Source organism: Peribacillus sp. 05N428 (assembly GCF_056397085.1).
This window is the reverse complement of sequence record NZ_JBFTMS010000007.1, coordinates 155542-178905: the sequence shown is the minus strand read 5'-3', so window position 1 is coordinate 178905 and position 23364 is coordinate 155542. Positions and strand designations below refer to the sequence as shown.

Below are 23364 nucleotides of genomic sequence, written 5' to 3'. Positions count from 1 at the left end.
CATACTTTTTGGGATTTTACTCATTAAAAATGTTTGTTTTTTGGAAATAATAAATATTATAAGATCTTTGTATATAACTTAACCTAAAAATTTGCAAATAACCTCTATTTCCCTTAAGATATTTATTCATTTTTCTAAAGATTGTAATATTAAACCTATCCAATTGCCCCTAATCATAGTAAGATGAGAAAATGTTTTAAAAAAAATATACAGCTAGATATTCTTTACATCTAAAGGAGTTTTTCCATCATGTCAAAACAAGATCAATGGACTTCAAAACTTGGGTTCATCCTGGCAGCCGCGGGATCCGCTATTGGATTGGGCGCCATCTGGAAGCTCCCGTATATGACTGGGGAAAATGGCGGTGGGGTCTTCTTCCTGCTCTTCATTATATTCACCCTGCTTATCGGGGCACCGATATTAATAGCGGAATTCACGATTGGCCGCAATGCACAGAAAGATGCCATTAGCGCATATAAACATATCGCCCCTGGAAAGCCTTGGGCATTGATTGGATATGGCGGTGTCGTAGCTTCAATCATTCTTCTTTCCTTCTTCAGTGTTGTTGGAGGCTGGATCATCTCCTATTTAGCAAGGAGCTTTACAGGTTCCCTCTCAAACTTGACGCAAGAGGAATATGGGAACTTCTTCAATACGATAATCAGTAATCCTTATGAAACGGTCATCGCTCAGTTATTATTCATGGTCTTTACCATTTGGGTCGTGCAAGGCGGCGTTTCCAAGGGAATTGAAAAGGCTAATAAATATATGATGCCTTCATTGTTCATTCTTTTCATCATCCTTCTTATCCGATCCTTGACTCTGGATGGAGCGATGGAAGGTGTTAAATTCTTCTTGAAACCGGACTTTTCCGCATTAACAGGGGAAACGATCCTATTGGCACTCGGCCAATCCTTCTTTGCACTAAGTGTCGGTGTTTCCGTAATGGTAACCTACGCATCCTATTTAAGTAAAAAAGAAGATATTACAAAATCGGCCTTTTCGGTAGTTGGACTGAATATCTTCATTTCCTTGCTGGCAGGTTTGGTCATTTTCCCGGCTGTTTTCGCACTGGGTTTCAGCCCTTCAAGCGGTCCTGGATTGGTATTTGTCGTGTTGCCTGCCGTCTTCAATGAAATGGCGCTTGGCGGGATCTTCATGTTCATTTTCTTCATATTATTATTATTTGCCACCCTTACGACGGCATTCTCCATTCTCGAAATCGTCGTTGCAGCCATGATCAAGGGGGATTCCGCAAAACGGAAGAAGGCTTCTTGGATTGCTGGTATCACCGTTTTCCTGATTGGAATTCCAAGCGCATTATCCTTTGGGGTGCTTTCGGATGTGAAGATTTTCAATTTATCCATATTCGATTTCGCTGATTATCTGACAAGCAATATCGCGCTGCCAGTCGGCGCCTTGTTCATATCCCTTTTCATCGGCTATCAAATGAAAAGGATCGAGGTACAAAAGGAGTTCGAAACTGGCGCTGATCCCGGCCGATCACTTTTTAAACTTTGGCACTTCCTGATTCGCTACATCGTGCCGATCATGATCATACTCGTATTCCTTAAGTCAACTAATCTCATTTAACAATCAACGTGCCGTTTCGTTAATCCCGATGCGGCATTTTTTTCACAAAACCTACATATTCCGTTCCTTCACTTAAGTAATAATATGGTAAAATAATTACATAATAAAAATATATTTCCTGAAAAAGGAGTGTCTGACCATGTCAAATATCGCGAAGAATATCCGTCAATACCGAGAAGATCACAACCTAACCCAACAGGAACTGGCTTTAAAATTACGAATCGGCACGAAGAAAATCGAAAAGTATGAATCGGGTGAATCGGTTCCTGATACACAAACCATTTTACGGCTTTCCACCGTTCTTGACATTCCGGCTTCAGAATTCCTGAAGGATGCCCAGACCGGTAACGCCGCTGGTATCGACGAGGACATAAAAAAATTGATTGAAGAAATCGGAACCAAAAAAGCGGAGCTCCTTTTAAGAACAGCCAAGGACTTTAGCGAAGAACAAATTCTGAAAGTTATGCATACTTTATATAATACACAAGCTTAATTCAAAAAATGGGTCGTAGTATGTGTATTTTTTTTCTGGGTACTGGATATACTATGATTAACACTTTCTATGTTAATCCATTAGATTAACTCTTTTTTCTAATTCCCCCTATGGAAAGGGATCCGGCAGCTAATGGCCGGATCCCTATTTTTTTGCTTTTATTGGCAATGGTTCTTCATGAAACGTTCCATTCTTCTGAGCGCCTCCTGAAGCTGTTCCATGGAGGATGCATAAGAACAGCGGATATGACCTTCACCGCTTTCCCCGAACACATCTCCCGGTACAACCGCAACAAGTTCTTCCGTCAAAAGTTTTTCAGCAAATTCCATCGAAGTCATCCCCGTTCTTTCGATTGATGGAAAAGCATAAAAAGCCCCGCCGGGATTATGGCAATCCAGACCCATATCGTTAAATGATTTCACGATATAATTTCGTCTTCTCCGATAACTCCGACGCATTTCTTCCACATCCTGCATCCCGTTCTTTAAAGCTTCCAATGCAGCATGCTGGGCAACGGTCGGCGCGCACATCATCGCATATTGGTGAAGCTTAAGCATCGCTTCGGAAATTTCCTTAGGTGCACAAACGAACCCAAGACGCCACCCAGTCATCGCAAACCCTTTCGAAAACCCATTGATGACAATTGTCCGCTCAAGCATGCCGTCAACGGCAGCAAAAGAAGTGAATTCCTCATCATAAGCAAGTTCGGCATAGATTTCATCGGAAATGACCAGCAAGTCATGCTTTTTAACGATGTCAGCAAGCATCACTAATTCTTCCTGCCCAAGCTGGGTTCCCGTCGGGTTATTCGGTGAACAGATTAAAACGGCCTTCGTTTTAGGCGTGATCGCCGCTTCGAGTTGTTGGGGAGTCAGCTTAAAGTCTTCTTCCTTGGATGTTTGGACCGTGACCGGTATTCCCCCTGCCATGGTCACAAGCGGTGCATAGGCGACGAAACAAGGTTCGACGACAATGACTTCTTCACCTGGATTCAAGATGGTCCTCAGGGCAATATCGAGGGCCTGGCTTGCTCCGACCGTGACAATGATTTGATCATCCGGTCTATACGAAACATGGAACTGCTTCTCCATATACCGGCTGATTTCCGACCTTAATTCAAATAATCCGGCATTGGCCGTATATGAGGTATATCCTTCCTCCAGGGAGTTGATCGCCGCTTCCCTTACCGCCCAAGATGTAACGAAATCCGGTTCACCTACACCAAGCGAAACGACCCCTTCCAAATTGGCTGCCAAGTCGAAAAAGCGGCGGATGCCTGATGGCTTAAGCTCTGCAATCGTTTTTGAAACATAACTCGTTTTAATCATGGTGACACCACTATCCGCTTATCTTCTTCAGTTTGATCAAAAATGGTGCCATCATGCTTGTATTTTTTCATTATGAAGTGAGTCGTCGTAGAAATGACGGAATCCAGTGTCGAAAGTTTTTCCGAAACGAAGCTTGCCACTTCGTTCATCGAACGCCCTTCGACAATGACTGAAAGATCATAAGCCCCAGACATTAAATAAACGGACTCGACTTCCTTGAATTTGTAAATCCTTTTTGCAACATCATCGAAACCGACGCCACGTTTTGGAGTGACCTTTACATCGATCATCGCTGTGACACCATGGTATTCATCCACTTTAGCCCAGTTAATGACTGTTAAGTAACGTACAATGACCCGCATATCTTCCAGTTTCTTCAATGTTATTTCAATGTCCGAATCTGATTGATCGGTCATTTTAGCCAAATCCTTCAGATCAATCCGGCTGTTATTTTCAATGATTCTCAAGACTTCCAATTCCTCTTCATTCAAGTGCATTGGAAAACCCCCCTTTTGGAATTCACTAATTTAGCTGTGATGGTTTGGCTGGCAGATAGTCTCACGAATTACCTTATTAGACTTTTTAAAAATCCTATATGACAATATAATTTAATAAGTCCTATGCTGTCAGGATAAACTTACACTATTATATCAAAATTGGCTGGTGACCTGTTATAGTAATTGTGTTTTTTCATCGTTATTATTACAATTACTGTTATGCAACAGTATTATAGGACCTTTTTTGGAATATTCAGGGTAACATAGGTTTTTATCATGGAACAATAACGGAGGAGGAGCTTATGTGGAAAGTCATACAACCAAAGGTCTCGAATGGGTAGGGAATATCGAAATCTATTTTGAATATGACCGAATCGATGATTCTCTCCCCACCCTTGTCCTGCTTCACGGATTTTTGTCATCGAGCTTCAGTTTCCGTAAATTAGTCCCCCATTTAATCAAGGAATACAATGTGATCTCCATAGACCTCCCGCCATTCGGGCAAAGCGGCAAAGATTATCGATATACATATTCATTCCGAAACATCGCTAAATCCATCGTTATGTTCCTGGAGGGAAAAGGAATCAGGAAATTCAGTATCATCGGCCATTCCATGGGCGGGCAGATTTCCCTGCAGCTCATCAAGTCATATCCTGACCTTGTCGACCATGCCATTCTACTTGCCGGCTCAGGCTATCAGCCCGGCTATTCGGAAAAAATGAAGATGGTCAGTTACCTGCCTTTCTTTTCATACGGGATAAAACGGTATCTGCAAAAATCAGGTATCGAAAAGAACTTGAAAAATGTCGTCCATGACCCGGCGATGATTGACGATGAAATGCGGCAGGGATATCTAAAGCCATTCATAAAGAAGCATGATATTTTCCGGGCATTGGGAAGAATGCTTCGAGATAAGGAAATCGATTTGCTGAAGGAGGACCTTAGTGATATTCATACACCATGCCTGCTTATTTGGGGAAGACATGATCGAGTGGTGCCATTGAATATCGGCGAAAGGCTCCATGAAGACCTGCCTAATTCCGAGCTTGTTGTCATTGAGGATACCGGGCACCTTCTTCCAGAAGAGAAACCTGAAGAAGTGTACCAACTAATTAAGGGGTTTATTGGAGTAGCCACCCCAACGTAAACTCACGAGTAAATCGCTGACCACTCACGAGTAAATCGCCAAAACTTACGAGTAAACTACACAAACTTACGAGTAAAAGCACAATTCACCAGTAAATCGCCGAATCTCACGAGTAAATCGCTGAAATTCACGAGTATACTGCACAAACCATCAGTTAACTGAACAAACTATGGGTATAGAGCAAAAAACTACGTAAAAAAGGTGCCCCTGATTTCCGGGTACACCTTTTTCACCTTTATATCGAACAGCTGGTATCATTTTTTATGATGAGCAGCTTTCGTGCAACGTCCAGGCACTTTTCCATCTGAATGGACTCATCAAATGCGAACTCGTAAATGGATTTTATTTTTTCCGCCAGTTCCTTCGGGTCATCTATATCCCGGATTGCTACGACCGTATCTGCAATTTCCGGCTCATATAGATCCCAACCTATCTTGAAAGGGTCCCATTCTTGTAAAACGGCAACCAACGCTAAATTCATTTGCTGTGTATCCATCTAATTTATCACCTGCTCAATATTTTCAAAGAACATGATATCATAGTATCATAACAACAGGCTTTTCGCGAAGACGACAAATTTTTATTCGGTGGTGGATATTTTGAACAAATCAATTTTTGAAGAACAAATCAACAGGGAAAATTCAGGGTCTGCAAAATGGGATAAAAACTCCCTCACATCCTTATATGGGCGCGAGGATGTTCTGCCAATGTGGGTTGCCGATATGGACTTCCCATCTCCTGAGGGCATTCAAAAGGCATTGATGGAACGCTTGAATCATCCGATTTTCGGCTATACCGTCCCTTCTGAAACGGTCTTCACTGAAATTCAAAGCTGGCTTAAAGACCGGCACTCCTGGCAAATCGATAAGAAGTGGATTTCATTCAGCTCCGGCGTCGTTTCCGCAATCGGTACAACCATCCAGGCATTCACGAACCCGGGCGATAAAATACTGTTACAATCTCCCGTCTATACCCCATTTTTTGATATGATCAAAAACAATGACCGGGAAGTGGTCAATAGTCCCCTTATCATTGAAAAGGACCGCTTCGAGATTGATTTCAACGATTTTGAGGACAAGCTGAAAAGCGGAGTGAAACTATTCCTTTTTTGCAGTCCGCATAACCCTGGCGGACGCGTTTGGACAAAGGACGAACTCCTACGGATCGGGGAGCTATGTGAAAAATATGATGTAGTCATCGTCAGTGATGAGATACATGCTGACTTATTCCATACAACATCCAAGCATTATCCGATTGGCTCCCTTTCAGAAAAATTAGCGGATAGGACCGTTACATTGATGGCGCCAAGCAAAACATTCAATATTGCCGGCCTTCAGGCCTCATTCCTGATCACCAGTAATGAAAGATTGCAGAAGCAACTGCAAATGGCGCAAACGAAACTGGCCTTCCATGGTCTTAACATCTTTGCCTTAACAGCAATGGAAGCCGCGTATCGGGAGGGCTTGGAATGGCTTGAAGACATGATAGGCTACATTGAGGAGAATATAAAAGTGGCAGAGGAATTCATTGCAGCCGAAATTCCTTCACTGCATGTCATGCATCCGGAAGCCTCTTACCTTTTATGGATTGACTGCCGTGACCTTGGATTGAACGACAAGGAAATAAAGGATCGGCTGATCCATCAAGGGAAGCTCGCATTGGAGCCTGGTTCTAAATACGGACCTGGCGGAGAAGGTTTCGTCCGAATGAATCTCGGTTGTTCACGCAGCGTCATGATGGATGGGCTAAACCGGTTGAAATTGGCTTTTTCTTAAATAAAAAAAGAACCAGGCTTAGAATCCTGGTTCTTCATTTTAATCTTTTTCTTCATCCACATAAGGATCATGCTCATATCGGGGCAAATCCCCAAACGGGGTTTGAATATTTTCTTCAAAAAGTTCTTCCTTCAATTCTTCATATTGGGAGTTTGGATAAACCGTTACCTCTTCCCCGTACATATCCACACCAACGAAATTTTCATAATTTTCGACATAGCCGACATTTTCTTCGGACTCGACATACATATCTTCGTAATCGTTTGGCGGATTTACGAAATCGGAAGGCGATTCAGATGTTCCATAACTGGCAACATCCTGCCAAGAATCTTCCGCATCGTAGGCAACCGATTCATGCCGGTCATCATAATCAAACCTCCCGAATGGGGGTCCGAGCACTTCCTCTTCCACCGGCCGATTGTCCGAAGTTTCCTGTGAGGGAGTATGCTCGACACAATAAGTCGTTGTAGGGATTGCTTTCAAACGTTCAAGAGGTATTTCCTTTGAACAAACCTCGCATTTGCCATACTCACCTGCCTCGATGGCAGAAAGCGCTCGTTCAATATCCCTTATTTCATCCCGATCATGCTCGGTAAGGGCCAAATCCTTTTCCCGTTCATATAACTCGGTTCCTTCATCTCCGGGATGATTATCGTAACTCGATAACTCACCAGTCGAATCCTCCAGGCTTCTTCTTAAATCGTGGTTGCCTGAATCATTTAATCGTTCTTCCAACTCTTGCTTCGTTTGCTGCAATTGCTGTTGAAATTCTTTTAGCTGCTGATTGGATAGCATGTGCAACATCCTTTCAAAATCGTTCTTCCCTCTAGTATTTCTCTCTTCCCGTCATTCCATAAAGGTACTTTTTACCTTAGGAATAAATTAATTCAGATAACAGAAGCTAACTTAGAAATATTAATTTTAAGGAGGGCTTCCATTTGTATTTCTATAAAGAAGACTTAATCAATATGATCGTTCCCGATAAGCCTGATCCAAATGCTGCAAAAGTGCTCCAGGAAACGCTTGGAGGGCAATTCGGTGAAATGCGGACGATGATGCAATATTCTTTCCAAAGCGCCAACTTTCGCGGCAAGGCTAAACAATATCGTGATTTAATTCGCGGAGTTTTCTTGGAGGAACTGAGCCATGTTGAACTTGTCCAATCTACCATCAATCAGCTGCTGAATGATGCTGGCGGGGATATGCCTGGAGATTCCGGTATCGATGACGCCCCATTGGATGAAGTCATCAAAGGCGGCGCAAACCCTCACCATTTCATCATCGGTGCGAAAGCATCCCTGCCCGTCGATGCTGGCGGCAATCCATGGAACGGATCATGGGTTTATGATCACGGTAATCTTGTGGCCAACCTTTTGAATAATGTCATGCTTGAATCTACGGGAGTCCTGCAAAAGTCCAGAATTTATGAAATGAGTTCCAATAAATCAATGCGCGAAACACTGGCATTTTTAATGGTTCGCGACAATGCCCACCAAAATGCATTTGCCAAGGCATTGGAAACGCTTGGCGTCGACTGGGGGAAAATCTTCCCTGTACCTAATTATGATTTGAACAAATATCCTGAATGCCGCAAATATGTGGATTTAGGTTACCATAATGCCCAATTCAATTTCAGGATGGATCAAACACGAATCGGCGAGATTTTCCAAGGGGAGACACCGAGCCGAAATGGCGGAACCCTTGCTGTTACCGAGCCGCCAAAAGGATTCCCTGTGCCTGAAATGCCGGATATGCCAAATGAACATAGCCCGGGATTGAGTGATTTGAATAATTAAAAAAGAAGGCGAACACAACATTTTGTGTTCGCCTTCTTTTTTAATTATTGATATATTTCTCAAAAACAAAGCCAAAATCTTTCACATGGTACTTTTTCCGGCTGTCCATCAACCAATCGAAAGCGGCCGAATTAATTTCCTTGAAGCTTGCAGCCATTTGGCTTCCATCAGTGCGAACCTGGTTCAAAGTGGAAGAAGCAAGGTTTACGCTTTGCTGGGCATATTGAAGGGCAAATTCATTCTCATGGCAAATTTCCGATATTTTAACGAGTGATTTGAACAAGTCTTTTAATTCTTCAATGAATTTCTTATGGACATCAATGGAGAAAGTCTTTGCACCGATCGAAAATTTAATTTCTGCATCCAAATCCACTGTCCCTGCGGTTTCAAGCGTGGCATTGGAGATCGTATACTGGCTGTAGCTATATCTTGTAAGTGTTCGCTTTTTGCTAATCGCACTTGTGCCGTCCAAATGTATGAACGCTTGATTCGTGAAACAGTACTCATCGGTTTTCGATTTAATCAGGAAATAAATTTTTTCCCCATCTTCATGCATGATATAATCATCTGCATCCACCTTGTCATAATCTGCAGGACTAATCACACTTCCAATATCACTAAGACCAAGGGCATCAGCCGCCATTTTCTTAAACATAACCATTCCCCCTATCAATATCCAGGTGAATTTCACCTTATTATAAGCATTTCTCCAGTATGATCTCGTCTCGGATCGGAATTCCATCAAAACTGTAAAATGGTATTTCCGGCTTGATTTTCCGTGATTCTTCCACGGCATTTTTAACGATTTCCGAAATGACATAACCACGTTTTTGAAAAAACTTCAACGCCTGTAGATTATCGTTCGTTGTAATCGCTTTAATAGTATGGCAATTTTTTTCCTTAGCGATATTTTCCATCACATAAAGCAATGATGAGCCCACACCTTGATTCTCATGCTCACTGTTCAAAGAGATGATCTGACATACATGGTCGGATAATTTGTATGTTCCCAATCCCGTGATTTTTCCATTCTCGTCCATCACCCCAAAACCCTCAAGTTCCGCATAATGAAACAAGCCTCTTGAAAAAACGACTTGAGTCGTCTCCCAGTGCTGAATGAAAAAGTCCTTGACCGTATCTGTCGCAATCATTCTTTTAGCTACGATTTGCATAACCAATTACGCCCCCAAAGTTTCTATCTCTATGCTTATAGTATAAAATGCTTATGCTAAGAAGGGAACATTTAATTCTTTACGACCTTCTAACAAAACATAATACCATTCATATTCAGATAATCAATATCAAAAAACGGGGCTCGCGATGCAGGCATCTTCCGGGATCAGGAAATGGTATCATCCTTTATACGCTGGTTCCTTCTGGTGACCTCATCTTCGAATTGCTTCGTTTTCAATTCTTCCTTCTTTGAATATCTTATAATTGCCCTCATCGTAAAAACGGCCGCCACTAAAAAAATGAAGCAAGTTATACCAGCCGAGATATATTCAGTCTTGTCTTCCGGAAAGTAAAGAAACAAACCTAGTAAAGCATGATCGAGAAAGTCCATCCGTTACATCCTTCCTGATAGGGAATTAAACTTCATCTCTCATTATATCAATTACCAGAACAATCCACTAGTGGGCCTAATCCACTAAAACATAAAAAACGAGAGGCACTGAGCCCCTCGCTTATCTTTTATTTATAAAATGGTGATCCCTTTAATGACAACGTCCACTGCTGGCTTGTCTCCCGCAACTGTCTCTACGTTAGCAATCGTATCAACAACGTCCATGCCTTCGACCACTTGTCCAAAAACAGAGTGTTTATGATCCAGCCATGGTGTGCCTCCTTGTTCCATATAAGCACTGATGATTTCTTCCGGATAACCGGCTTGCTTCATTTGCTCACCCATCCTGCTGTCCACGTGCTGGGCTTGTACGACGAAGAATTGGCTGCCGTTTGTTCCCGGGCCTGCATTAGCCATGGAAAGAGCTCCGCGCAAATTGAATAATTGCATGGAGAACTCGTCCTCAAATGGAGCTCCCCAAATACTTTCTCCACCCATTCCAGTCCCTGTCGGATCTCCGCCTTGAAGCATGAAATCCTTGATGACACGGTGGAAGATGATTCCTTCGTAATAACCGTTTTCAGCATGTGTCAAGAAATTCTCCACTGTCTTTGGAGCCAGTTCAGGGAATAGTTTAATTTTAATATCGCCCATCGTCGTTTGCATGATGACCGCTTTTTCATTTTCCAAAACTTCACTTGTTAATTGCGGAAAGTTTGTCATTGTACATAACCTCTTTCTTTTTAAAATAAAATGGCATGAAACACCATTTTCCATCTTCATTTGTACACTTTACACGATTTTCATAAAAAAAGCATCTTTACGAAATTGAACAAATTCGCTGTAAAAAATCGTTGTTCTTATGTATCATGAAGGAAGTTAAAAGAAAGGTGGTAGGGAAATGTCAGAACAGGATTTTAAAATCGGCGATAAGGTTACCGCCATATATAAAACTGGAAAATACATCGGGGAAGTCACCGATATCAGACCTGCTGCATATCTTGTTAAAGTGTTGGCTGTTTTGAAGCACCCCATGCAAGGAGATCTTCATAACCCGAAGCAAACGGAAGTGTCCATGTTCCATCAGCGGCGTGCTCTTGCATTCCGGGAACAAACCAATGTACCAAAAAATATGGTAAGGACTTTCGATGAGGAGATTCCGGAGTATAAGGAATCCTTAAGAGAAGCTGTTGATAAAATGAAAGGCACTTTAAGCGAAGCCCAAACAGAGTGGAATGATAAAAGCTTACAGTTGCTTGAAGATCTAGCGGCGGATTATTTCAAATAAAGCTTAAAAGCCAAATCAGTAGTATATGATTTGGCTTTTATAACACTAAATGATTCAATACCTTTGATAAATCAATGCGGTCGCCAATTGTCGTCGGTTCATGATTTTTCATATAACTTTTATCTTTCTCCACTAACTTAAAGATATTATATGTCGTAATCGCATCATCGAGAGCCTTATGATGCTTGCCTGTCCCTTCTTTGCCATAGGCCTGTACAGCTTTCCAAAGTCCGGTTTGATTTTGATCCCCGAAAAAGCGTTTATACTCCAGGCATAGATCATTTTCCTTCCCTGAAAAAGGGAAATCCAATCCTGCCTTCTGACAATTCTGGCGAAGCACCTTCATGTCCATATTTCCCCAAGTAACAATCGTCGTCGGGTGCTGTTCATCTATTTTCTTCAATAACGCAACCAGCTCTTCAAATGAAATCCCCCGGTCCACCTGATCCTGGGTAATGTTCAAGAACTTCTTGCACCTTCCCGTTAAAACTGGAAATTTCACTGGGTTAACAAAAGATGAGAATTGTTCCTCAATGGTCTCATTAATGACGGTGACTAAACCAACCTCAATGATTTCCGGATAAAACCCCGTTGGATTGGCTTTTCCTTCCGGCATCGTAAATTCAAAATCTATGAATACATATTGCTGTTGTTCCTCCATTTTTATGACCCCCTTCATATTCCTGACATCAACATATAAACAAACATGGTTTTTTCTCACGAGATTATTATAACAGAAGATTTAGAAAGTTATTTCTTTGCCATTCGGATACCGCGCTCGCCGTCATACCTAATTTACCCAAAACTCTTTATTGTCTACCTTTTTTGGATTATGATGGATGAATGAACCAAAAGTACCATTTTTTCATTCCTTCATTCCAAGGACATACTAAAAATATATTAGTTAGGAAGTTGAACTATGCGCACGTATCTTGGCTATATCACGATTTCCCTCTTAGTTCCCGTATTGATCCTTTTCATTTTCCTTTCCAATCAGGAGTGGTCCTTAGCGCAATCTCCCTATCATGTACTCGACGAGCGGATTCCTGTTGAATCGATAGAACTGGCTCAGAATAGTTACATGAAGGCCGCAAATGGAAAGGTCATCAGTGAAATTTCCACTGGTGAGAAACGGACTTACTTAAAACTTGAAGACATCCCCCTTTTCCTGGAAAATCTGTTCATCGTTACAGAGGACCAGAAATTTTATGATCATGCAGGAATCGACCTATCCGGCATAAGCAGGGCGCTTCTTATCAATTCACAAAATAAAACAATCGAACAAGGCGGCAGTACCATTACCCAGCAACTGGCCAGGAATGTTTATCTATCACATGATAGGACATATAACCGAAAACTCAGCGAACTCATTTATGCCTATCAGATAGAGCGAAAAAAATCAAAACCGGAAATCATGGAGCTGTATTTGAATGCCATCTATTTCAGTAATGGAGCTTATGGAATCGAAGCTGCTTCCCAATATTATTTCAGTAAACCGACTGGAGAGTTAACCAAGGCGGAACTTGCCTTCCTTGCCGCAATCCCTAATAATCCGGAATACTATAATCCCCTTGAACATTTCGATGCGACGAAAAAGCGTCAGGAGAGAATGCTGGAACAAATGGTTGCCAATGGTGCTTTAGAACAGTCCGAGTACGAAAAGCTTATCAAAAGTACGATTAAATTAGACTTGTCCACCCCGGTCGACTTATATCCCGATTACGTGACATATGTTCATCAGGAATTGAAAAACCTGGTGGCATCCTCCGAGGGTCTCGACAAATCTCTGCAAAGCACTGATGTCGCTATACGTAAGAACGCGGAAGCCGAGTTGGATAAAAAGGTCAAAAAGCTTTTGAATTCCGGTGTAACCATCCATACCGCACTCGATACTAAACTGCAAACACAATCAAAGACTGCTGTACAATCAAAAATTGGTGTCAATGATATCGAGGGAGCTTTAGTGGTTATACAGCATCATACGCACGAGCTTGTCTCTTTGATTGGGGGAAAAGATTATAAAAAAAATTCTTTCAACCGTGCATACCAAAGCTATAGGCAGCCAGGGTCAGCAATTAAGCCGCTTCTCGATTATGCTCCCTATTTAGAAGAAACGGATGCTGACATCAATCAGCTCGTAAGCGGAGCAAGCTATTGCAGCAATAGCTATTGTCCAAAGAATTATAGCGGCGACAGCTATGGGATGGTCACACTTAGAACTGCCTTCGCTCAGTCCTATAACACACCCGCCATACGACTCTTTGAAAAGACGGGGATGGAAACGAGTTTCAAGTACCTGGATGCTTTCGACTTTAAAAAGGTGAGCAAAAAAGACCACCATACGAGTTCGGCCATAGGCGGATTCGAATATGGCATGAGTCCCCTTGAACTCACAAATGCCTATACTTCCTTCCATGACGGAAACTATCAGCCAGCGCGTGCCATTACAAAAGTCACCGACCAAGAAGGTAAAGTCCTTTATAAATGGAAAGACCGCTCCAAGGAGATATGGAACAAACGCACCTTAGCCAAGATGCGGCAGCTGCTCCATGAAACAACCCTATCCGGAACAGCCCGCAAAGCCTACTTTCCTACAGATTATGTCGGCGGTAAAACCGGTACGACCAATGATGTCAAAGACATGTGGTTTGTCGGTCTGACAGCACACTATACAACAGGGGTTTGGATTGGAAGGGACAAGCCATCCAATCTACAATCCATTTATTCACATTCACCCCATCTATTGATTTGGAAAGATATCAGCCAGACTGCCGAGTGAAAAAAGAAGGTGCCGCAATGGCACCTTCTTAGTTTGTCAATAAAATGAGGTTCGGAATAGTCTCAATCCCTGACACGATTTGATCATGGAATTATTACCATGATTTTAAAACAAGACATGGTCTACTCTATGATTTGTTTTACAGGGGATGAAACCTCAATGGATTGAAAAAATTCGCGACACTCCTGGCGAATAACCAGCTAGCCAAGACAATGCTAGCCGCTTGCTTTGATATTATCTTGTTTGTCTACAGTCTGATGGCACCTTCCTGTTGTCGACAAAAGAAGTTCCATCTAAATGCTAAAACAAAGTTGATTGGAGCGGAAGGTACGAGACTCCTGCGGGAAAAGCGCGTCAAAGGGAGACCCCGCAGGCGCTGGCGCCGAGGAGGCTCCCGGACCGCCCGCGGAAAGCGAGTGCCTGGAGTGGAAATCAACCTTCTTACATTTCCTCAAAAAAAACTGTACGCAACTCATTATTGTCTACATTCTGTAAGGTGCCGCAATGGCACCTTCTTTTTCGCTATATGGGAAGACTTGCAATGACGCTGTTATAGAGCTTCAATCCCGCATAAGCGACTATTGAAATCAGTGCCGTCCAAACGAAGATTGGAAAGAAGACCAATCCCACTAGCCTCGACAAATTCAGGCTCGGGCTCAACTTATTGACAAAATAAATTAAAGCCACGACATTCGTCGCGATAAAGATCGACCCAAGCCCGAAGATGAATTGAACGCTGAACAATGAACAGGCACCGCCAATCACATAAATGACAGACCCTTTCTTACACTGTTCAGGGCTTTACCCTCCGAATCCTTGGAAAAGAATAATAAAGACAGCTCCAATATCGTATCGGAGATCAGCTTCAATGCAGCAAAAACCATGAAGAATAAAAGGAGCAATACGATCAGCAGCGCCAGCTTGATGCCGGCTTCAGAAAAGAATTCCAGCATCCCTTGGTAGATTCCCAAATTCCCAAATAACTTGAGCATTTGCATTTCCCCATAAATGGCAAAGGAGAGGCTGAATAATAGGATTGAAATGATTGGTAAATAGCTAAATAAATAGGTGTTTTTCACGATTTCTCCATCCATGTGTCTTTTATCCTATATTATGCAAGATAATCCACGATTTCACAATGGATACTCTACTCATTCACCGTTGAAAAACTTTTTTTAATAAATTTTTCAGGACGGTTCCCCCTCCTTTTCTACCTATATATAAAACATCATTCAAGTTGGCCTTCACCGTTTTTAAAGCCATGCAAACCCACATAAATTGCGTTATACTTTTAATCGAGGCAGCATTCGATAAAAAAATACATATTCAACGAAGATTTCCTAACGTCTAGGATTGCGTGAAAAAAGCATAATAAGACGACTGACTTCGTTTTTAAAAAAAGGGGGGGAGTTTATGTCTTTACTTCATTGGGCGGTATTATCACCGTTTCTATTAGCACTTATTGTACCATTATTGTACAAACTATTCCGACAAATACATACAGGTTGGTTTGTATTGATTTTACCGATTCTCCTTTTCACCTATTTTTCAAGGTTCATTTCCTTGACCAAACAAGGGGATATCGTTATGGAAAGCGCAACATGGATTCCTTCTCTCGGAATAGATGTTGATTTCTATGTCGATGGACTAGGGCTTTTGTTTGCCTTGCTCATTACAGGTATTGGTTCACTTGTCGTTCTTTATTCAATTTTCTATTTATCGAAGGAGAAAGAAAAGCTGAACCAATTTTACGTCTTCCTTTTGCTTTTCATGGGGGCGATGCTTGGTGTCGTCCTTTCCGATAATCTAATAGTCCTTTATTCGTTTTGGGAATTCACGAGTTTATCATCTTTTCTATTGATAGGATATTGGAATGAGAGGGAGCGTTCACGTTACGGGGCGCAGAAATCGCTGCTGATCACTGTGCTTGGAGGCTTAAGCATGCTTGGAGGCATCATTCTCCTTTCCATTATGGGGAACACATTCAGCATACGTGAATTGATTGCCCAAAGCGGGGAACTTATGGACCACTCGCTCTTCGTTCCTGCACTTTTGCTTGTGCTGCTTGGCGCGTTCACTAAATCCGCACAGTTCCCGTTCCATATTTGGCTTCCTGACGCGATGGAAGCCCCTACTCCCGTCAGTGCTTACCTTCATTCCGCCACAATGGTCAAGGCTGGCATTTATTTGGTTGCCCGATTAAGCCCTGTTTTTGCAGAATCAGGATTATGGTTCTGGCTCGTTTCGATCGCCGGATTGATCACCCTGTTCTGGGGCTCATTCTCTGCAATCAAGCAGACTGATTTGAAGGGGATTCTCGCTTTTTCCACCATCAGTCAGCTCGGATTGATCATGTCGCTTTTGGGACTTGGTGCTGCGGCACTCCACTATGATACATTGGGGGAAAATATATACTTGGCAGCCACGGTTGCAGCAGTATTCCACTTGATTAATCATGCGACCTTTAAAGGGAGCCTATTCATGGTTGCAGGCATCATTGATCATGAAACCGGTACGCGTGATATCAGAAAGCTTGGCGGATTGATGCAGTTGATGCCGATCACTTTCACCGTCGCTGTGATAGGTGCTTTTTCAATGGCTGGACTTCCGCCCTTCAATGGTTTTTTGAGCAAGGAAATGTTCCTGGCCAGCATGGTGAATGTATTGGAATTGGATATCTTCAATATGGAGACATGGGGGGTCCTGTTCCCTGTGGTTGCATGGGTAGCCAGTGTATTCACTTTTATTTATAGCATGATTGTCGTGCTCAAACCCTTTACAGGCAAACTTCAGTTACAACTTTTGGAAAAAAAGCCCCACGAGGCACCGGTCGGGATGCTGATATCCCCGATCATCCTTGCTTCGTTGGTCATCGTTTTCGGTATTTTTCCAAACTTGCTGTCTTCATCCATCATTAAACCAGCAGTAGCCAGCATACAGCCAAGCTTGGCGGGACCGGATTTCCAAGTCCATATCGCCTTCTGGCATGGATTCGAACCTGAAGTATGGATGACCATCGGCATCATAGCATTTGGAATTCTATTATACAAAACGCTTCCGAAGTGGAAGAAAGTCACTCAGTGGATTCCTGAACGCATCTCCCTGAATGCTTTGTATGATAACGGGGTAAGAGGGCTCGAACGTTCAGCTTCCTTCGTCATGAAAGTATTAATGACAGGTTCGATTCGGACATATCTGCTTTCAATCTTCCTTTTCTTCATTCTTTCCTTGGGCTTTACGCTCTATTGGAAGGATGCATTTAAATTGGATGCAGGGAATTTTGCCCCGATCGGCATATATGAATTGGTATTAGCCGGAATCATCGTGATTGGCTCGGTCGCCATTCTGTTTGCAAGATCCCGTTTAACTTCCATTATCATCTTAGGAGCCGTCGGTTATACGATTTCCCTATTTTTCGTTTTGCTGCGGGCACCGGATTTAGCCTTGACTCAACTAGTCATCGAAACGATTTCGGTATCGCTGTTTTTGCTCTGTTTCTTCCACCTCCCGTTAATGGCAAGCAGAAAGGAAGAACGGATGACGTTCAAGTTGAATAATGCCATGATATCCATTGGTGTAGGAGTCATCGTCACATTGATCGCCTTATCGGCACATAGCAATAAACTATTTGATTCCATATCCAGTTACTATCTTGAAAATGCTTATAAGGAAGCAGGCGGGAAAAACGTCGTAAATGTCATTCTCGTTGACTTCCGCGGACTTGATACGATGTTTGAAATCACTGTCCTTTCCATCGCTGCGCTCGGAATATTCGCGATGATCAAATTGCGTTTGACAGGGGGGAAAGATAAATCATGAAGCAAAATGACCTGATTCTCCAAACAGTTACGAAAGTCGCCGCCTTTGTTATCTTGCTGTTTGCGGTAGCCATCTTTTTAGGCGGGCATTATTCACCAGGCGGCGGGTTTGTAGGCGGTTTAATGACTTCAGCCGCCATAGTCCTGCTGTTGCTCGCTTTCGACATTAAAACCGTCACCGGCATTTTGCCTATTGACTATAAGTTAATGATCGGTTCAGGCCTGTTCATATCAAGCCTGACTGTAGCCGGTGGGCTGGTGTTCGGGGTGCCCCTCATGACACATGTTTATCAATATGTTGATTTACCGCTTCTTGGGCACATCTCGCTTCATACCGCGGTACTTTTTGATCTGGGTGTTTATCTTGTGGTTGTTGGTGTAACGATGACCATTATTCAAACGATAGGGGAGAGTGAATAATGGAACTTTTAATGGCATTTGTCATTGGAATACTATTTATGTGTGCGACCTATTTAATGCTTTCCAAAAGCATTTTAAGAATCATAATCGGTACTGGGCTGCTCAGTCACGGCGCCCACCTTTTGATTTTGACGATGGGCGGTTTGAAAGGCGGTTCCGTTCCATTGCTGAGTGATAAAGCTGCATCCTATGTCGATCCGCTTCCGCAAGCGCTTATCTTGACGGCGATCGTCATCAGTTTCGGAGTCACATCATTTCTGCTGGTACTTGCTTATCGGACCTACCAGGAACTCGGTACGGATGACATGGAAGAAATGAGAGGTACGGAAACGAATGAATAATCTTACTTTCATGCCTGTTTTATGGCCGCTTTTCACAGGCATCCTGCTCATTTTCTTTGCAAAAAAAATCAAGCTGCAAAGAGGGATATCGCTTTTTTCCTCTTTTATCGGAATTGTAATTTCCCTTTATCTAGTGTTTACGGTCCGTACTCAAGGGATCTTGACTTTAGGCGTCGGCAGCTGGGATGCGCCATTCGGGATCGTGATCGTCGCAGATATGCTATCTTCGCTGCTCGTACTGACCACGAATATCATTGGATTGGCCATACTGCTTTACTCGTTTTACTCCATAGGGGAAGAACGGGAAAGACATTATTACTATCCTGTATTCCAATTTTTGCTGATCGGGGTAAACGGTGCCTTCCTTACGGGGGATCTTTTCAATCTATTCGTATTCTTCGAAGTCATGCTGATGGCTTCCTACGTGCTGCTTGTACTGGGAGGTACGAAAATCCAGCTGAGGGAATCATTGAAGTATATCATCGTCAATGTACTATCCTCTTCCTTTTTCGTCATCATGGTGGCTTATCTTTATTCAGTCGTAGGAACATTGAACATGGCGGACATCAGTCAAAGGATAACGGAAGTCAACCAGCCTGGAATCATCTCGGTGATAGCGATTGGCTTTCTGATCGTCTTCGGTTTGAAGGGAGCCATTTTCCCGCTTTTCCAATGGCTGCCTGGTTCTTATTATGCTCCGCCCATTCCAGTGATGGCTCTATTCGGGGCATTGCTGACAAAGGTCGGGATCTATTCCATTTTCCGGACCTATACACTGATGTTTTATCATGACCAGGATTTCACCCATACATTCCTTGCGATACTTGCAATCTTGACCATCATCATCGGTGTCATTGGTGCGATAGCTTATTGGGATGTAAAAAAAATCATCATTTACAATATCATCATCGCCGTCGGGGTTATTCTATTCGGCATCTCCGTCATGAATGAACAGGCCTTATCGGGTTCCATTCTATATATCATTCATGACATGCTGATCAAGGCTGCACTCTTCCTGCTGGTAGGCATCATGATCAAAATCAGCGGATCGGATGATTTACGGGACATGGGCGGCTTGATCAAGCAATACCCTGCCGTTGCATGGACCTTCTTCATAGCGGCCATATCATTGGCGGGAATCCCGCCGTTCAGCGGTTTTTCCGGCAAGCTCCTTATTCTTCAGGGAGCTGCAGAAAAAGGGGCATACTTGGGAATGGCCGTTGTCTTAATTTCAAGCTTGATGGTCCTGTATTCCGTCATGAAAATATTCATGCATGGCTTTTGGGGAACTCCAAAAGCTGATTATGCCTTAACTAATGGAAAGGTCAATAAAATGCTGGTTCCGGCAGTCCTCCTCGTCATCATTTCCGTTTTATTCGGAATAGGGACAGAATCGGTTTACCCATACATTACACAAGCTGTAGATTCATTAATGAATCCCGAAATCTATAACAAAGCGGTTTTAAAGGAGTAGTGCCTGATGTCATTCCAAATTTTACTGAATGTGTTCCTTGCGTTTATCTGGATGTTTTTAAAAAATGAGTTTAACGGGAGCACTTTTATCATCGGATATATATTGGGGCTCGGCATCATGTTCGTCTTCCGTCATTTTTTCAATGATCGTTTTTACTTGAAAAGGGTGAATGCCGTCGTTCTATTGCTGCTCATATTCGCAAGGGAACTCATACTTTCCAACATTAGCGTCCTTAAGGCCGTGCTTAAACCGAGCCTGGATATGAGGCCTGGCATATTCGCATTTGAAACCGTTCTGACCAAGGATTGGGAAATTACGATACTATCGAATTTAATTACACTTACACCAGGAACACTTGTCGTTGAGGTATCGGAAGATAATCGGATTCTTTATATCCACGCGATGGATATTGCCGACAAGGAAGAGGCTGTGGACAGCATTAAAAATACATTTGAAAAAGCGATTATGGAGGTGGGCAAATAATGTTCGATCTAATGCTTAAAATCGCGTTGCTCGGTGTTTCGCTTTCCATGATTGGATTCTTATACCGTTTAATCAAAGGGCCTTCCGTACCGGATCGGGTCATCGCACTCGATGCAATGGGAATCAATCTTATCGCAATCGTTGCACTTGCCTCTATCCTCATGGATACAAGCGCATACCTGGAAGCCATTCTTCTGCTCGGAATCCTATCTTTCATCGGAACGGTCGCTTTCGCCAAATTCCTTGAGAAAGGGGAGATAATCGAAGATGACCGCAATCGTTGAAATCCTATCGGCCCTATTCCTATTAATGGGAGTCTTTCTCTTTTTAGTCTCGGCTTTCGGGATCATCCGGCTTCCCGACGTCTATACAAGAAATCACGCTGCCTCAAAAAGCTCGACACTTGGAATCATGTTCATCCTGATCGGCACCTTGTTATATTTTTATTATAAACATAGCCATTTCGATTTCCGGGTCGTGCTCGCGATCATCTTCATCTTCATGACCAGTCCTGTTGCCGGACATTTAATCATGCGCTCGGCTTATCATACGGGTGTAAAAATGTGGGATCGGAGTGTCCAGGATGATTTAAAGAAAACCCGGTGATCCCTGCCATTGCAAAAGAGCTGCCCTGATTACAGGAGCAGCTCTTTTCTGTTTCAATCTTTTAAAAATACCTGGTCGCCCACTCTGATTTCACCTGTTTGCATGACCGAGGCATATACGCCAAAATGATTTTCCCTTTCCTTGACGACAGTTTTCAGCAATGATGGATCTCTGCGTGAATCGCTTGGATCGACAGTTATGATCATACAGCGCTCACAATGCCTTTTGATCTTCAATTCCACTTCATTTCCGATTAGAATCCTTTTTCCGAACCATTGCTCTTCTAAAAAGGGGGTTTTATTCACTAAGGATATAATCAAATTTTGCCTGAATCTCCTGCCATCCAGTTCTTTTCCCCAAAGCTTGGTCAATTCGCCAATCGAGGCATCACTGACAAGCAGGATGTTTTCTTCTTCAATCGCACCTAACGGAATATGTGCAGGATGATAAACAACCGGTTCTGCCTCCTGTTTCAACAACCGTTCCATTTCCTGCTGAAAGGCTCCCTCTCCCCATGTCAAAACGTTTCCTGAAGGGGTCTTCACTTGGATTTCCGGATATTGGTCAAGTGCTTCCTCACCAGAAAAAGCAGCTTGATAACGGACCATTTCCGGGACTTGGGTTATCGTCAGGAACTTCCCATTTTTGCCTTTAAAGGCATGGCTGCGATCTCCATATAGCCCATAGTCCATCACCTTCGTTTTCTGTACCTGTTCACCAGTGAATGATTTTACAGGATGACGGGTGATTTCTTGTATATGACCCACCAGCATAAAAAAAAACCTCTTTTCATACAATAGTCTACTGCCATATTATACGTAAACCGGATAATGTAGAATCATTGCGCCAATTTACGTTGTTCTTTTGATTCACTTTGACTTCGGTAAGTCGATAACGGCCAATGTACAGCGTGAAATGCAGATAAGATGATCCTCTTCATCACGGATCTTCACGTCCCACACCATCGTCGTCTTCCCGCGATGGATGATGTTCCCTTCTGCGGTAACAACACCTGAACGGACGCCCCTAATATGATTGGCATTGATTTCAAGGCCGACGACAGCTTGTTTTGTACGATCTACCAGCATCATCCCTCCAAAGCTTGCAACGGATTCCGCAAGCGCAACGGACGCTCCACCATGCAATAAACCATACGGCTGCCTAGTACGTTCATCCACAGGCATCGTCGCAATGACTTTCCCCTCGCCGACTTCTTTCATTTCAATCCCAAGCGTGCCTATCAATGACTTTTCAATATTTCTCTCCATCCCATTACCCCCGACTCTCTTGTTTTTTTAGCAAAAAATGAACCGCTATTCATATTAGTATACAAAAAAAGGATGACCCAAGTCTATCAAGTCATCCGTCAATCATGTAAATGTATTATTTGGAGAGGATTTCTTTTAATTCAAACCAGCTTGTCAGTCTTGGAATATCCAATTCCCTGTTATAGGAGTTATCCATTGCATACACTTTCGTTGGAATATCCAATAACGTTTCCAGCACCGCCGGTTTATCATCAAAATAATAATCCAATTCCAATTTGCGGATCGTATCAATTTTTTCATGATCCTTCATCCCGCAGTAAAAATGGTCATCCTTAACCGGAAAGCCGTTTTCGATCAGCCATTTTTTCGTCCGTTCACCATGCTCCGCTTTTCTGGCGGTAATGTAATAGATTTCGTGGCCATCGCGTTCAAGCTCCTGCAGCGTTTCCACTGCGCCCTCGAAGGCTGGACAGGATGAATAATACACTTCATCGGCCAGGCTGTTCCACATCTTGCCCCCAGCCTCTTTATCAAGCCCGAAAGCTTCATGGATCTCCAACGTCTTTAAAGCCCTGAATTTCGTTAACTCTATGTTCGTATTAAGCTTTTCATTATAAAGATGGAACGCGAACTCCCTCAAGTTAATAAGGGTATCGTCAATATCAAAACCGAATTTCATATCCTTCACTCCTAT

General features: G+C 42.8%; 26 protein-coding genes and 1 pseudogene. 14 read left to right on the top strand and 13 right to left on the bottom strand.

From position 1 onward, the window contains the following. The first annotated feature begins 249 nt into the window (after positions 1–249). Together AC1DIV_RS09800 and AC1DIV_RS09795 are read left to right on the top strand one after the other, a co-directional pair. Positions 250–1593 (top strand): sodium-dependent transporter, encoded by a 1344-nt coding sequence (locus tag AC1DIV_RS09800; protein ID WP_072272298.1) that lies wholly within the window; start codon positions 250–252, stop codon positions 1591–1593. A gap of 139 nt (positions 1594–1732) precedes the next feature. Further along, the gene (locus AC1DIV_RS09795) at positions 1733–2086 is read left to right on the top strand and encodes a helix-turn-helix domain-containing protein (protein WP_048678021.1); all 354 of its coding nucleotides are present in this window, start codon (positions 1733–1735) and stop codon (positions 2084–2086) included. Between the two features lie 158 nt (positions 2087–2244). On the opposite strand, the gene AC1DIV_RS09790 is transcribed toward AC1DIV_RS09795, so the two are convergent. After that, entirely contained in the window at positions 2245–3414 is a 1170-nt protein-coding gene (locus tag AC1DIV_RS09790) for an aminotransferase (RefSeq protein WP_034310296.1), read from the bottom strand. After that, positions 3411–3911 (bottom strand): Lrp/AsnC family transcriptional regulator, encoded by a 501-nt coding sequence (locus tag AC1DIV_RS09785; protein WP_034310292.1) that lies wholly within the window; start codon positions 3909–3911, stop codon positions 3411–3413. The genes AC1DIV_RS09790 and AC1DIV_RS09785 overlap by 4 nt, the downstream gene beginning before the upstream one ends. Positions 3912–4215: 304 nt before the next feature. Between AC1DIV_RS09785 and AC1DIV_RS09780 the strand changes: the two genes are divergently transcribed. Continuing rightward, complete coding sequence (locus AC1DIV_RS09780; protein ID WP_340877968.1) at positions 4216–5058, top strand: alpha/beta fold hydrolase; 843 nt, start codon at positions 4216–4218, stop codon at positions 5056–5058. A 235-nt stretch (positions 5059–5293) separates the two neighbouring features. Here the strand turns inward: AC1DIV_RS09780 and AC1DIV_RS09775 are convergent, their stop codons facing one another. Next, the gene (locus tag AC1DIV_RS09775; protein WP_340877969.1) at positions 5294–5554 is read right to left on the bottom strand and encodes a DUF1871 family protein; all 261 of its coding nucleotides are present in this window, start codon (positions 5552–5554) and stop codon (positions 5294–5296) included. 103 nt (positions 5555–5657) lie between these two features. On the opposite strand from AC1DIV_RS09775, the gene AC1DIV_RS09770 reads away from it, so the two are divergent. Continuing rightward, entirely contained in the window at positions 5658–6833 is a 1176-nt protein-coding gene (locus AC1DIV_RS09770; RefSeq protein ID WP_477576244.1) for a MalY/PatB family protein, read from the top strand. Between the two features lie 39 nt (positions 6834–6872). On the opposite strand, the gene AC1DIV_RS09765 is transcribed toward AC1DIV_RS09770, so the two are convergent. Next, a complete protein-coding gene (locus tag AC1DIV_RS09765) occupies positions 6873–7628 on the bottom strand; it encodes a TraR/DksA C4-type zinc finger protein (protein WP_340877970.1) in 756 nt (251 codons plus the stop codon). 143 nt (positions 7629–7771) lie between these two features. On the opposite strand from AC1DIV_RS09765, the gene AC1DIV_RS09760 reads away from it, so the two are divergent. Continuing rightward, on the top strand, positions 7772–8629 hold the full coding sequence (locus AC1DIV_RS09760) for a manganese catalase family protein (protein WP_477576242.1): 858 nt from the start codon (positions 7772–7774) through the stop codon (positions 8627–8629). Between the two features lie 40 nt (positions 8630–8669). Here the strand turns inward: AC1DIV_RS09760 and AC1DIV_RS09755 are convergent, their stop codons facing one another. The 4 genes from AC1DIV_RS09755 to AC1DIV_RS09740 all read right to left on the bottom strand — a co-directional run bounded on the left by AC1DIV_RS09755 (position 8670) and on the right by AC1DIV_RS09740 (position 10916). Then, positions 8670–9284 carry a PH domain-containing protein gene (locus tag AC1DIV_RS09755; protein WP_323596131.1) on the bottom strand — a complete coding sequence of 205 codons (615 nt, stop codon included), beginning with the start codon at positions 9282–9284 and terminating at the stop codon, positions 8670–8672. 40 nt (positions 9285–9324) lie between these two features. Further along, on the bottom strand, positions 9325–9801 hold the full coding sequence (locus AC1DIV_RS09750; RefSeq protein ID WP_477576240.1) for a GNAT family N-acetyltransferase: 477 nt from the start codon (positions 9799–9801) through the stop codon (positions 9325–9327). A gap of 167 nt (positions 9802–9968) precedes the next feature. Further along, the gene (locus AC1DIV_RS09745) at positions 9969–10193 is read right to left on the bottom strand and encodes a hypothetical protein (RefSeq protein ID WP_340877976.1); all 225 of its coding nucleotides are present in this window, start codon (positions 10191–10193) and stop codon (positions 9969–9971) included. Positions 10194–10325: 132 nt separating this feature from the next. Continuing rightward, on the bottom strand, positions 10326–10916 hold the full coding sequence (locus tag AC1DIV_RS09740; RefSeq protein ID WP_034310270.1) for a peptidylprolyl isomerase: 591 nt from the start codon (positions 10914–10916) through the stop codon (positions 10326–10328). 178 nt (positions 10917–11094) lie between these two features. Between AC1DIV_RS09740 and kapB the strand changes: the two genes are divergently transcribed. Continuing rightward, positions 11095–11481, top strand: coding sequence for a kinase-associated lipoprotein KapB (gene kapB / locus AC1DIV_RS09735; RefSeq protein WP_034310268.1), 387 nt, complete (start codon positions 11095–11097; stop codon positions 11479–11481). A 37-nt stretch (positions 11482–11518) separates the two neighbouring features. Here the strand turns inward: kapB and kapD are convergent, their stop codons facing one another. After that, the gene (gene kapD / locus AC1DIV_RS09730) at positions 11519–12142 is read right to left on the bottom strand and encodes a 3'-5' exonuclease KapD (RefSeq protein WP_477576238.1); all 624 of its coding nucleotides are present in this window, start codon (positions 12140–12142) and stop codon (positions 11519–11521) included. Between the two features lie 258 nt (positions 12143–12400). Here kapD and AC1DIV_RS09725 point away from each other — a divergent pair, with 258 nt between their 5' ends. Beyond that, positions 12401–14260 (top strand): transglycosylase domain-containing protein, encoded by a 1860-nt coding sequence (locus AC1DIV_RS09725; protein WP_477576236.1) that lies wholly within the window; start codon positions 12401–12403, stop codon positions 14258–14260. Between the two features lie 522 nt (positions 14261–14782). On the opposite strand, the pseudogene AC1DIV_RS09720 reads toward AC1DIV_RS09725, so the two are convergent. Beyond that, positions 14783–15213 (bottom strand): annotated as a pseudogene (locus tag AC1DIV_RS09720) (DUF5366 family protein). A gap of 460 nt (positions 15214–15673) precedes the next feature. Here AC1DIV_RS09720 and AC1DIV_RS09715 point away from each other — a divergent pair. The 7 genes from AC1DIV_RS09715 to mnhG are packed head-to-tail and all read left to right on the top strand — an operon-like array spanning position 15674 to position 21402. Beyond that, on the top strand, positions 15674–18079 hold the full coding sequence (locus AC1DIV_RS09715; RefSeq protein ID WP_477576235.1) for a Na+/H+ antiporter subunit A: 2406 nt from the start codon (positions 15674–15676) through the stop codon (positions 18077–18079). Beyond that, positions 18076–18498, top strand: a complete 423-nt coding sequence (locus tag AC1DIV_RS09710; protein WP_034310256.1) for a Na(+)/H(+) antiporter subunit B — start codon at positions 18076–18078, stop codon at positions 18496–18498. Before AC1DIV_RS09715 ends, AC1DIV_RS09710 begins: the two co-directional genes overlap by 4 nt. Then, positions 18498–18839, top strand: a complete 342-nt coding sequence (locus tag AC1DIV_RS09705; protein ID WP_406593124.1) for a Na(+)/H(+) antiporter subunit C — start codon at positions 18498–18500, stop codon at positions 18837–18839. Before AC1DIV_RS09710 ends, AC1DIV_RS09705 begins: the two co-directional genes overlap by 1 nt. Further along, entirely contained in the window at positions 18832–20313 is a 1482-nt protein-coding gene (locus AC1DIV_RS09700) for a Na+/H+ antiporter subunit D (protein WP_477576233.1), read from the top strand. Before AC1DIV_RS09705 ends, AC1DIV_RS09700 begins: the two co-directional genes overlap by 8 nt. A 6-nt stretch (positions 20314–20319) precedes the next feature. Beyond that, complete coding sequence (locus AC1DIV_RS09695) at positions 20320–20796, top strand: Na+/H+ antiporter subunit E (RefSeq protein ID WP_063595851.1); 477 nt, start codon at positions 20320–20322, stop codon at positions 20794–20796. A gap of 11 nt (positions 20797–20807) precedes the next feature. Next, complete coding sequence (locus AC1DIV_RS09690; protein ID WP_477576272.1) at positions 20808–21080, top strand: Na(+)/H(+) antiporter subunit F1; 273 nt, start codon at positions 20808–20810, stop codon at positions 21078–21080. Next, positions 21064–21402: a monovalent cation/H(+) antiporter subunit G gene (gene mnhG, locus AC1DIV_RS09685; protein WP_048687653.1), complete on the top strand. Its 339-nt coding sequence runs from the start codon at positions 21064–21066 to the stop codon at positions 21400–21402. The genes AC1DIV_RS09690 and mnhG overlap by 17 nt, the downstream gene beginning before the upstream one ends. Positions 21403–21455: 53 nt before the next feature. Here the strand turns inward: mnhG and AC1DIV_RS09680 are convergent, their stop codons facing one another. From AC1DIV_RS09680 to AC1DIV_RS09670, 3 genes are all read right to left on the bottom strand, one after another. Then, the gene (locus AC1DIV_RS09680; RefSeq protein WP_477576231.1) at positions 21456–22175 is read right to left on the bottom strand and encodes an MOSC domain-containing protein; all 720 of its coding nucleotides are present in this window, start codon (positions 22173–22175) and stop codon (positions 21456–21458) included. Positions 22176–22271: 96 nt separating this feature from the next. Continuing rightward, positions 22272–22670 carry a hotdog fold thioesterase gene (locus AC1DIV_RS09675; RefSeq protein ID WP_477576229.1) on the bottom strand — a complete coding sequence of 133 codons (399 nt, stop codon included), beginning with the start codon at positions 22668–22670 and terminating at the stop codon, positions 22272–22274. Positions 22671–22785: 115 nt separating this feature from the next. Next, on the bottom strand, positions 22786–23349 hold the full coding sequence (locus tag AC1DIV_RS09670) for a 5' nucleotidase, NT5C type (RefSeq protein ID WP_034310235.1): 564 nt from the start codon (positions 23347–23349) through the stop codon (positions 22786–22788). Positions 23350–23364 lie beyond the last annotated feature (15 nt).

Excerpts from the sequence above, each read along its gene's own strand:
- AC1DIV_RS09710 (WP_034310256.1), top strand. The coding sequence starts at position 18,076 with ATGAAGCAAAATGACCTGATTCTCCAAACAGTTACGAAAGTCGCCGCC.
- AC1DIV_RS09800 (WP_072272298.1), top strand. The coding sequence starts at position 250 with ATGTCAAAACAAGATCAATGGACTTCAAAACTTGGGTTCATCCTGGCA.
- AC1DIV_RS09750 (WP_477576240.1), bottom strand. The coding sequence starts at position 9,801 with ATGCAAATCGTAGCTAAAAGAATGATTGCGACAGATACGGTCAAGGAC.
- AC1DIV_RS09765 (WP_340877970.1), bottom strand. The coding sequence starts at position 7,628 with ATGCTATCCAATCAGCAGCTAAAAGAATTTCAACAGCAATTGCAGCAA.
- AC1DIV_RS09785 (WP_034310292.1), bottom strand. The coding sequence starts at position 3,911 with ATGCACTTGAATGAAGAGGAATTGGAAGTCTTGAGAATCATTGAAAAT.
- AC1DIV_RS09790 (WP_034310296.1), bottom strand. The coding sequence starts at position 3,414 with ATGATTAAAACGAGTTATGTTTCAAAAACGATTGCAGAGCTTAAGCCA.
- AC1DIV_RS09690 (WP_477576272.1), top strand. The coding sequence starts at position 20,808 with ATGCTTAAAATCGCGTTGCTCGGTGTTTCGCTTTCCATGATTGGATTC.
- AC1DIV_RS09700 (WP_477576233.1), top strand. The coding sequence starts at position 18,832 with ATGAATAATCTTACTTTCATGCCTGTTTTATGGCCGCTTTTCACAGGC.
- AC1DIV_RS09740 (WP_034310270.1), bottom strand. The coding sequence starts at position 10,916 with ATGACAAACTTTCCGCAATTAACAAGTGAAGTTTTGGAAAATGAAAAA.
- AC1DIV_RS09670 (WP_034310235.1), bottom strand. The coding sequence starts at position 23,349 with ATGAAATTCGGTTTTGATATTGACGATACCCTTATTAACTTGAGGGAG.
- AC1DIV_RS09745 (WP_340877976.1), bottom strand. The coding sequence starts at position 10,193 with ATGGACTTTCTCGATCATGCTTTACTAGGTTTGTTTCTTTACTTTCCG.
- AC1DIV_RS09795 (WP_048678021.1), top strand. The coding sequence starts at position 1,733 with ATGTCAAATATCGCGAAGAATATCCGTCAATACCGAGAAGATCACAAC.
- AC1DIV_RS09775 (WP_340877969.1), bottom strand. The coding sequence starts at position 5,554 with ATGGATACACAGCAAATGAATTTAGCGTTGGTTGCCGTTTTACAAGAA.
- kapB (WP_034310268.1), top strand. The coding sequence starts at position 11,095 with ATGTCAGAACAGGATTTTAAAATCGGCGATAAGGTTACCGCCATATAT.
- AC1DIV_RS09680 (WP_477576231.1), bottom strand. The coding sequence starts at position 22,175 with ATGCTGGTGGGTCATATACAAGAAATCACCCGTCATCCTGTAAAATCA.
- AC1DIV_RS09675 (WP_477576229.1), bottom strand. The coding sequence starts at position 22,670 with ATGGAGAGAAATATTGAAAAGTCATTGATAGGCACGCTTGGGATTGAA.
- AC1DIV_RS09715 (WP_477576235.1), top strand. The coding sequence starts at position 15,674 with ATGTCTTTACTTCATTGGGCGGTATTATCACCGTTTCTATTAGCACTT.
- kapD (WP_477576238.1), bottom strand. The coding sequence starts at position 12,142 with ATGGAGGAACAACAGCAATATGTATTCATAGATTTTGAATTTACGATG.
- mnhG (WP_048687653.1), top strand. The coding sequence starts at position 21,064 with ATGACCGCAATCGTTGAAATCCTATCGGCCCTATTCCTATTAATGGGA.
- AC1DIV_RS09705 (WP_406593124.1), top strand. The coding sequence starts at position 18,498 with ATGGAACTTTTAATGGCATTTGTCATTGGAATACTATTTATGTGTGCG.
- AC1DIV_RS09695 (WP_063595851.1), top strand. The coding sequence starts at position 20,320 with ATGTCATTCCAAATTTTACTGAATGTGTTCCTTGCGTTTATCTGGATG.
- AC1DIV_RS09725 (WP_477576236.1), top strand. The coding sequence starts at position 12,401 with ATGCGCACGTATCTTGGCTATATCACGATTTCCCTCTTAGTTCCCGTA.
- AC1DIV_RS09755 (WP_323596131.1), bottom strand. The coding sequence starts at position 9,284 with ATGTTTAAGAAAATGGCGGCTGATGCCCTTGGTCTTAGTGATATTGGA.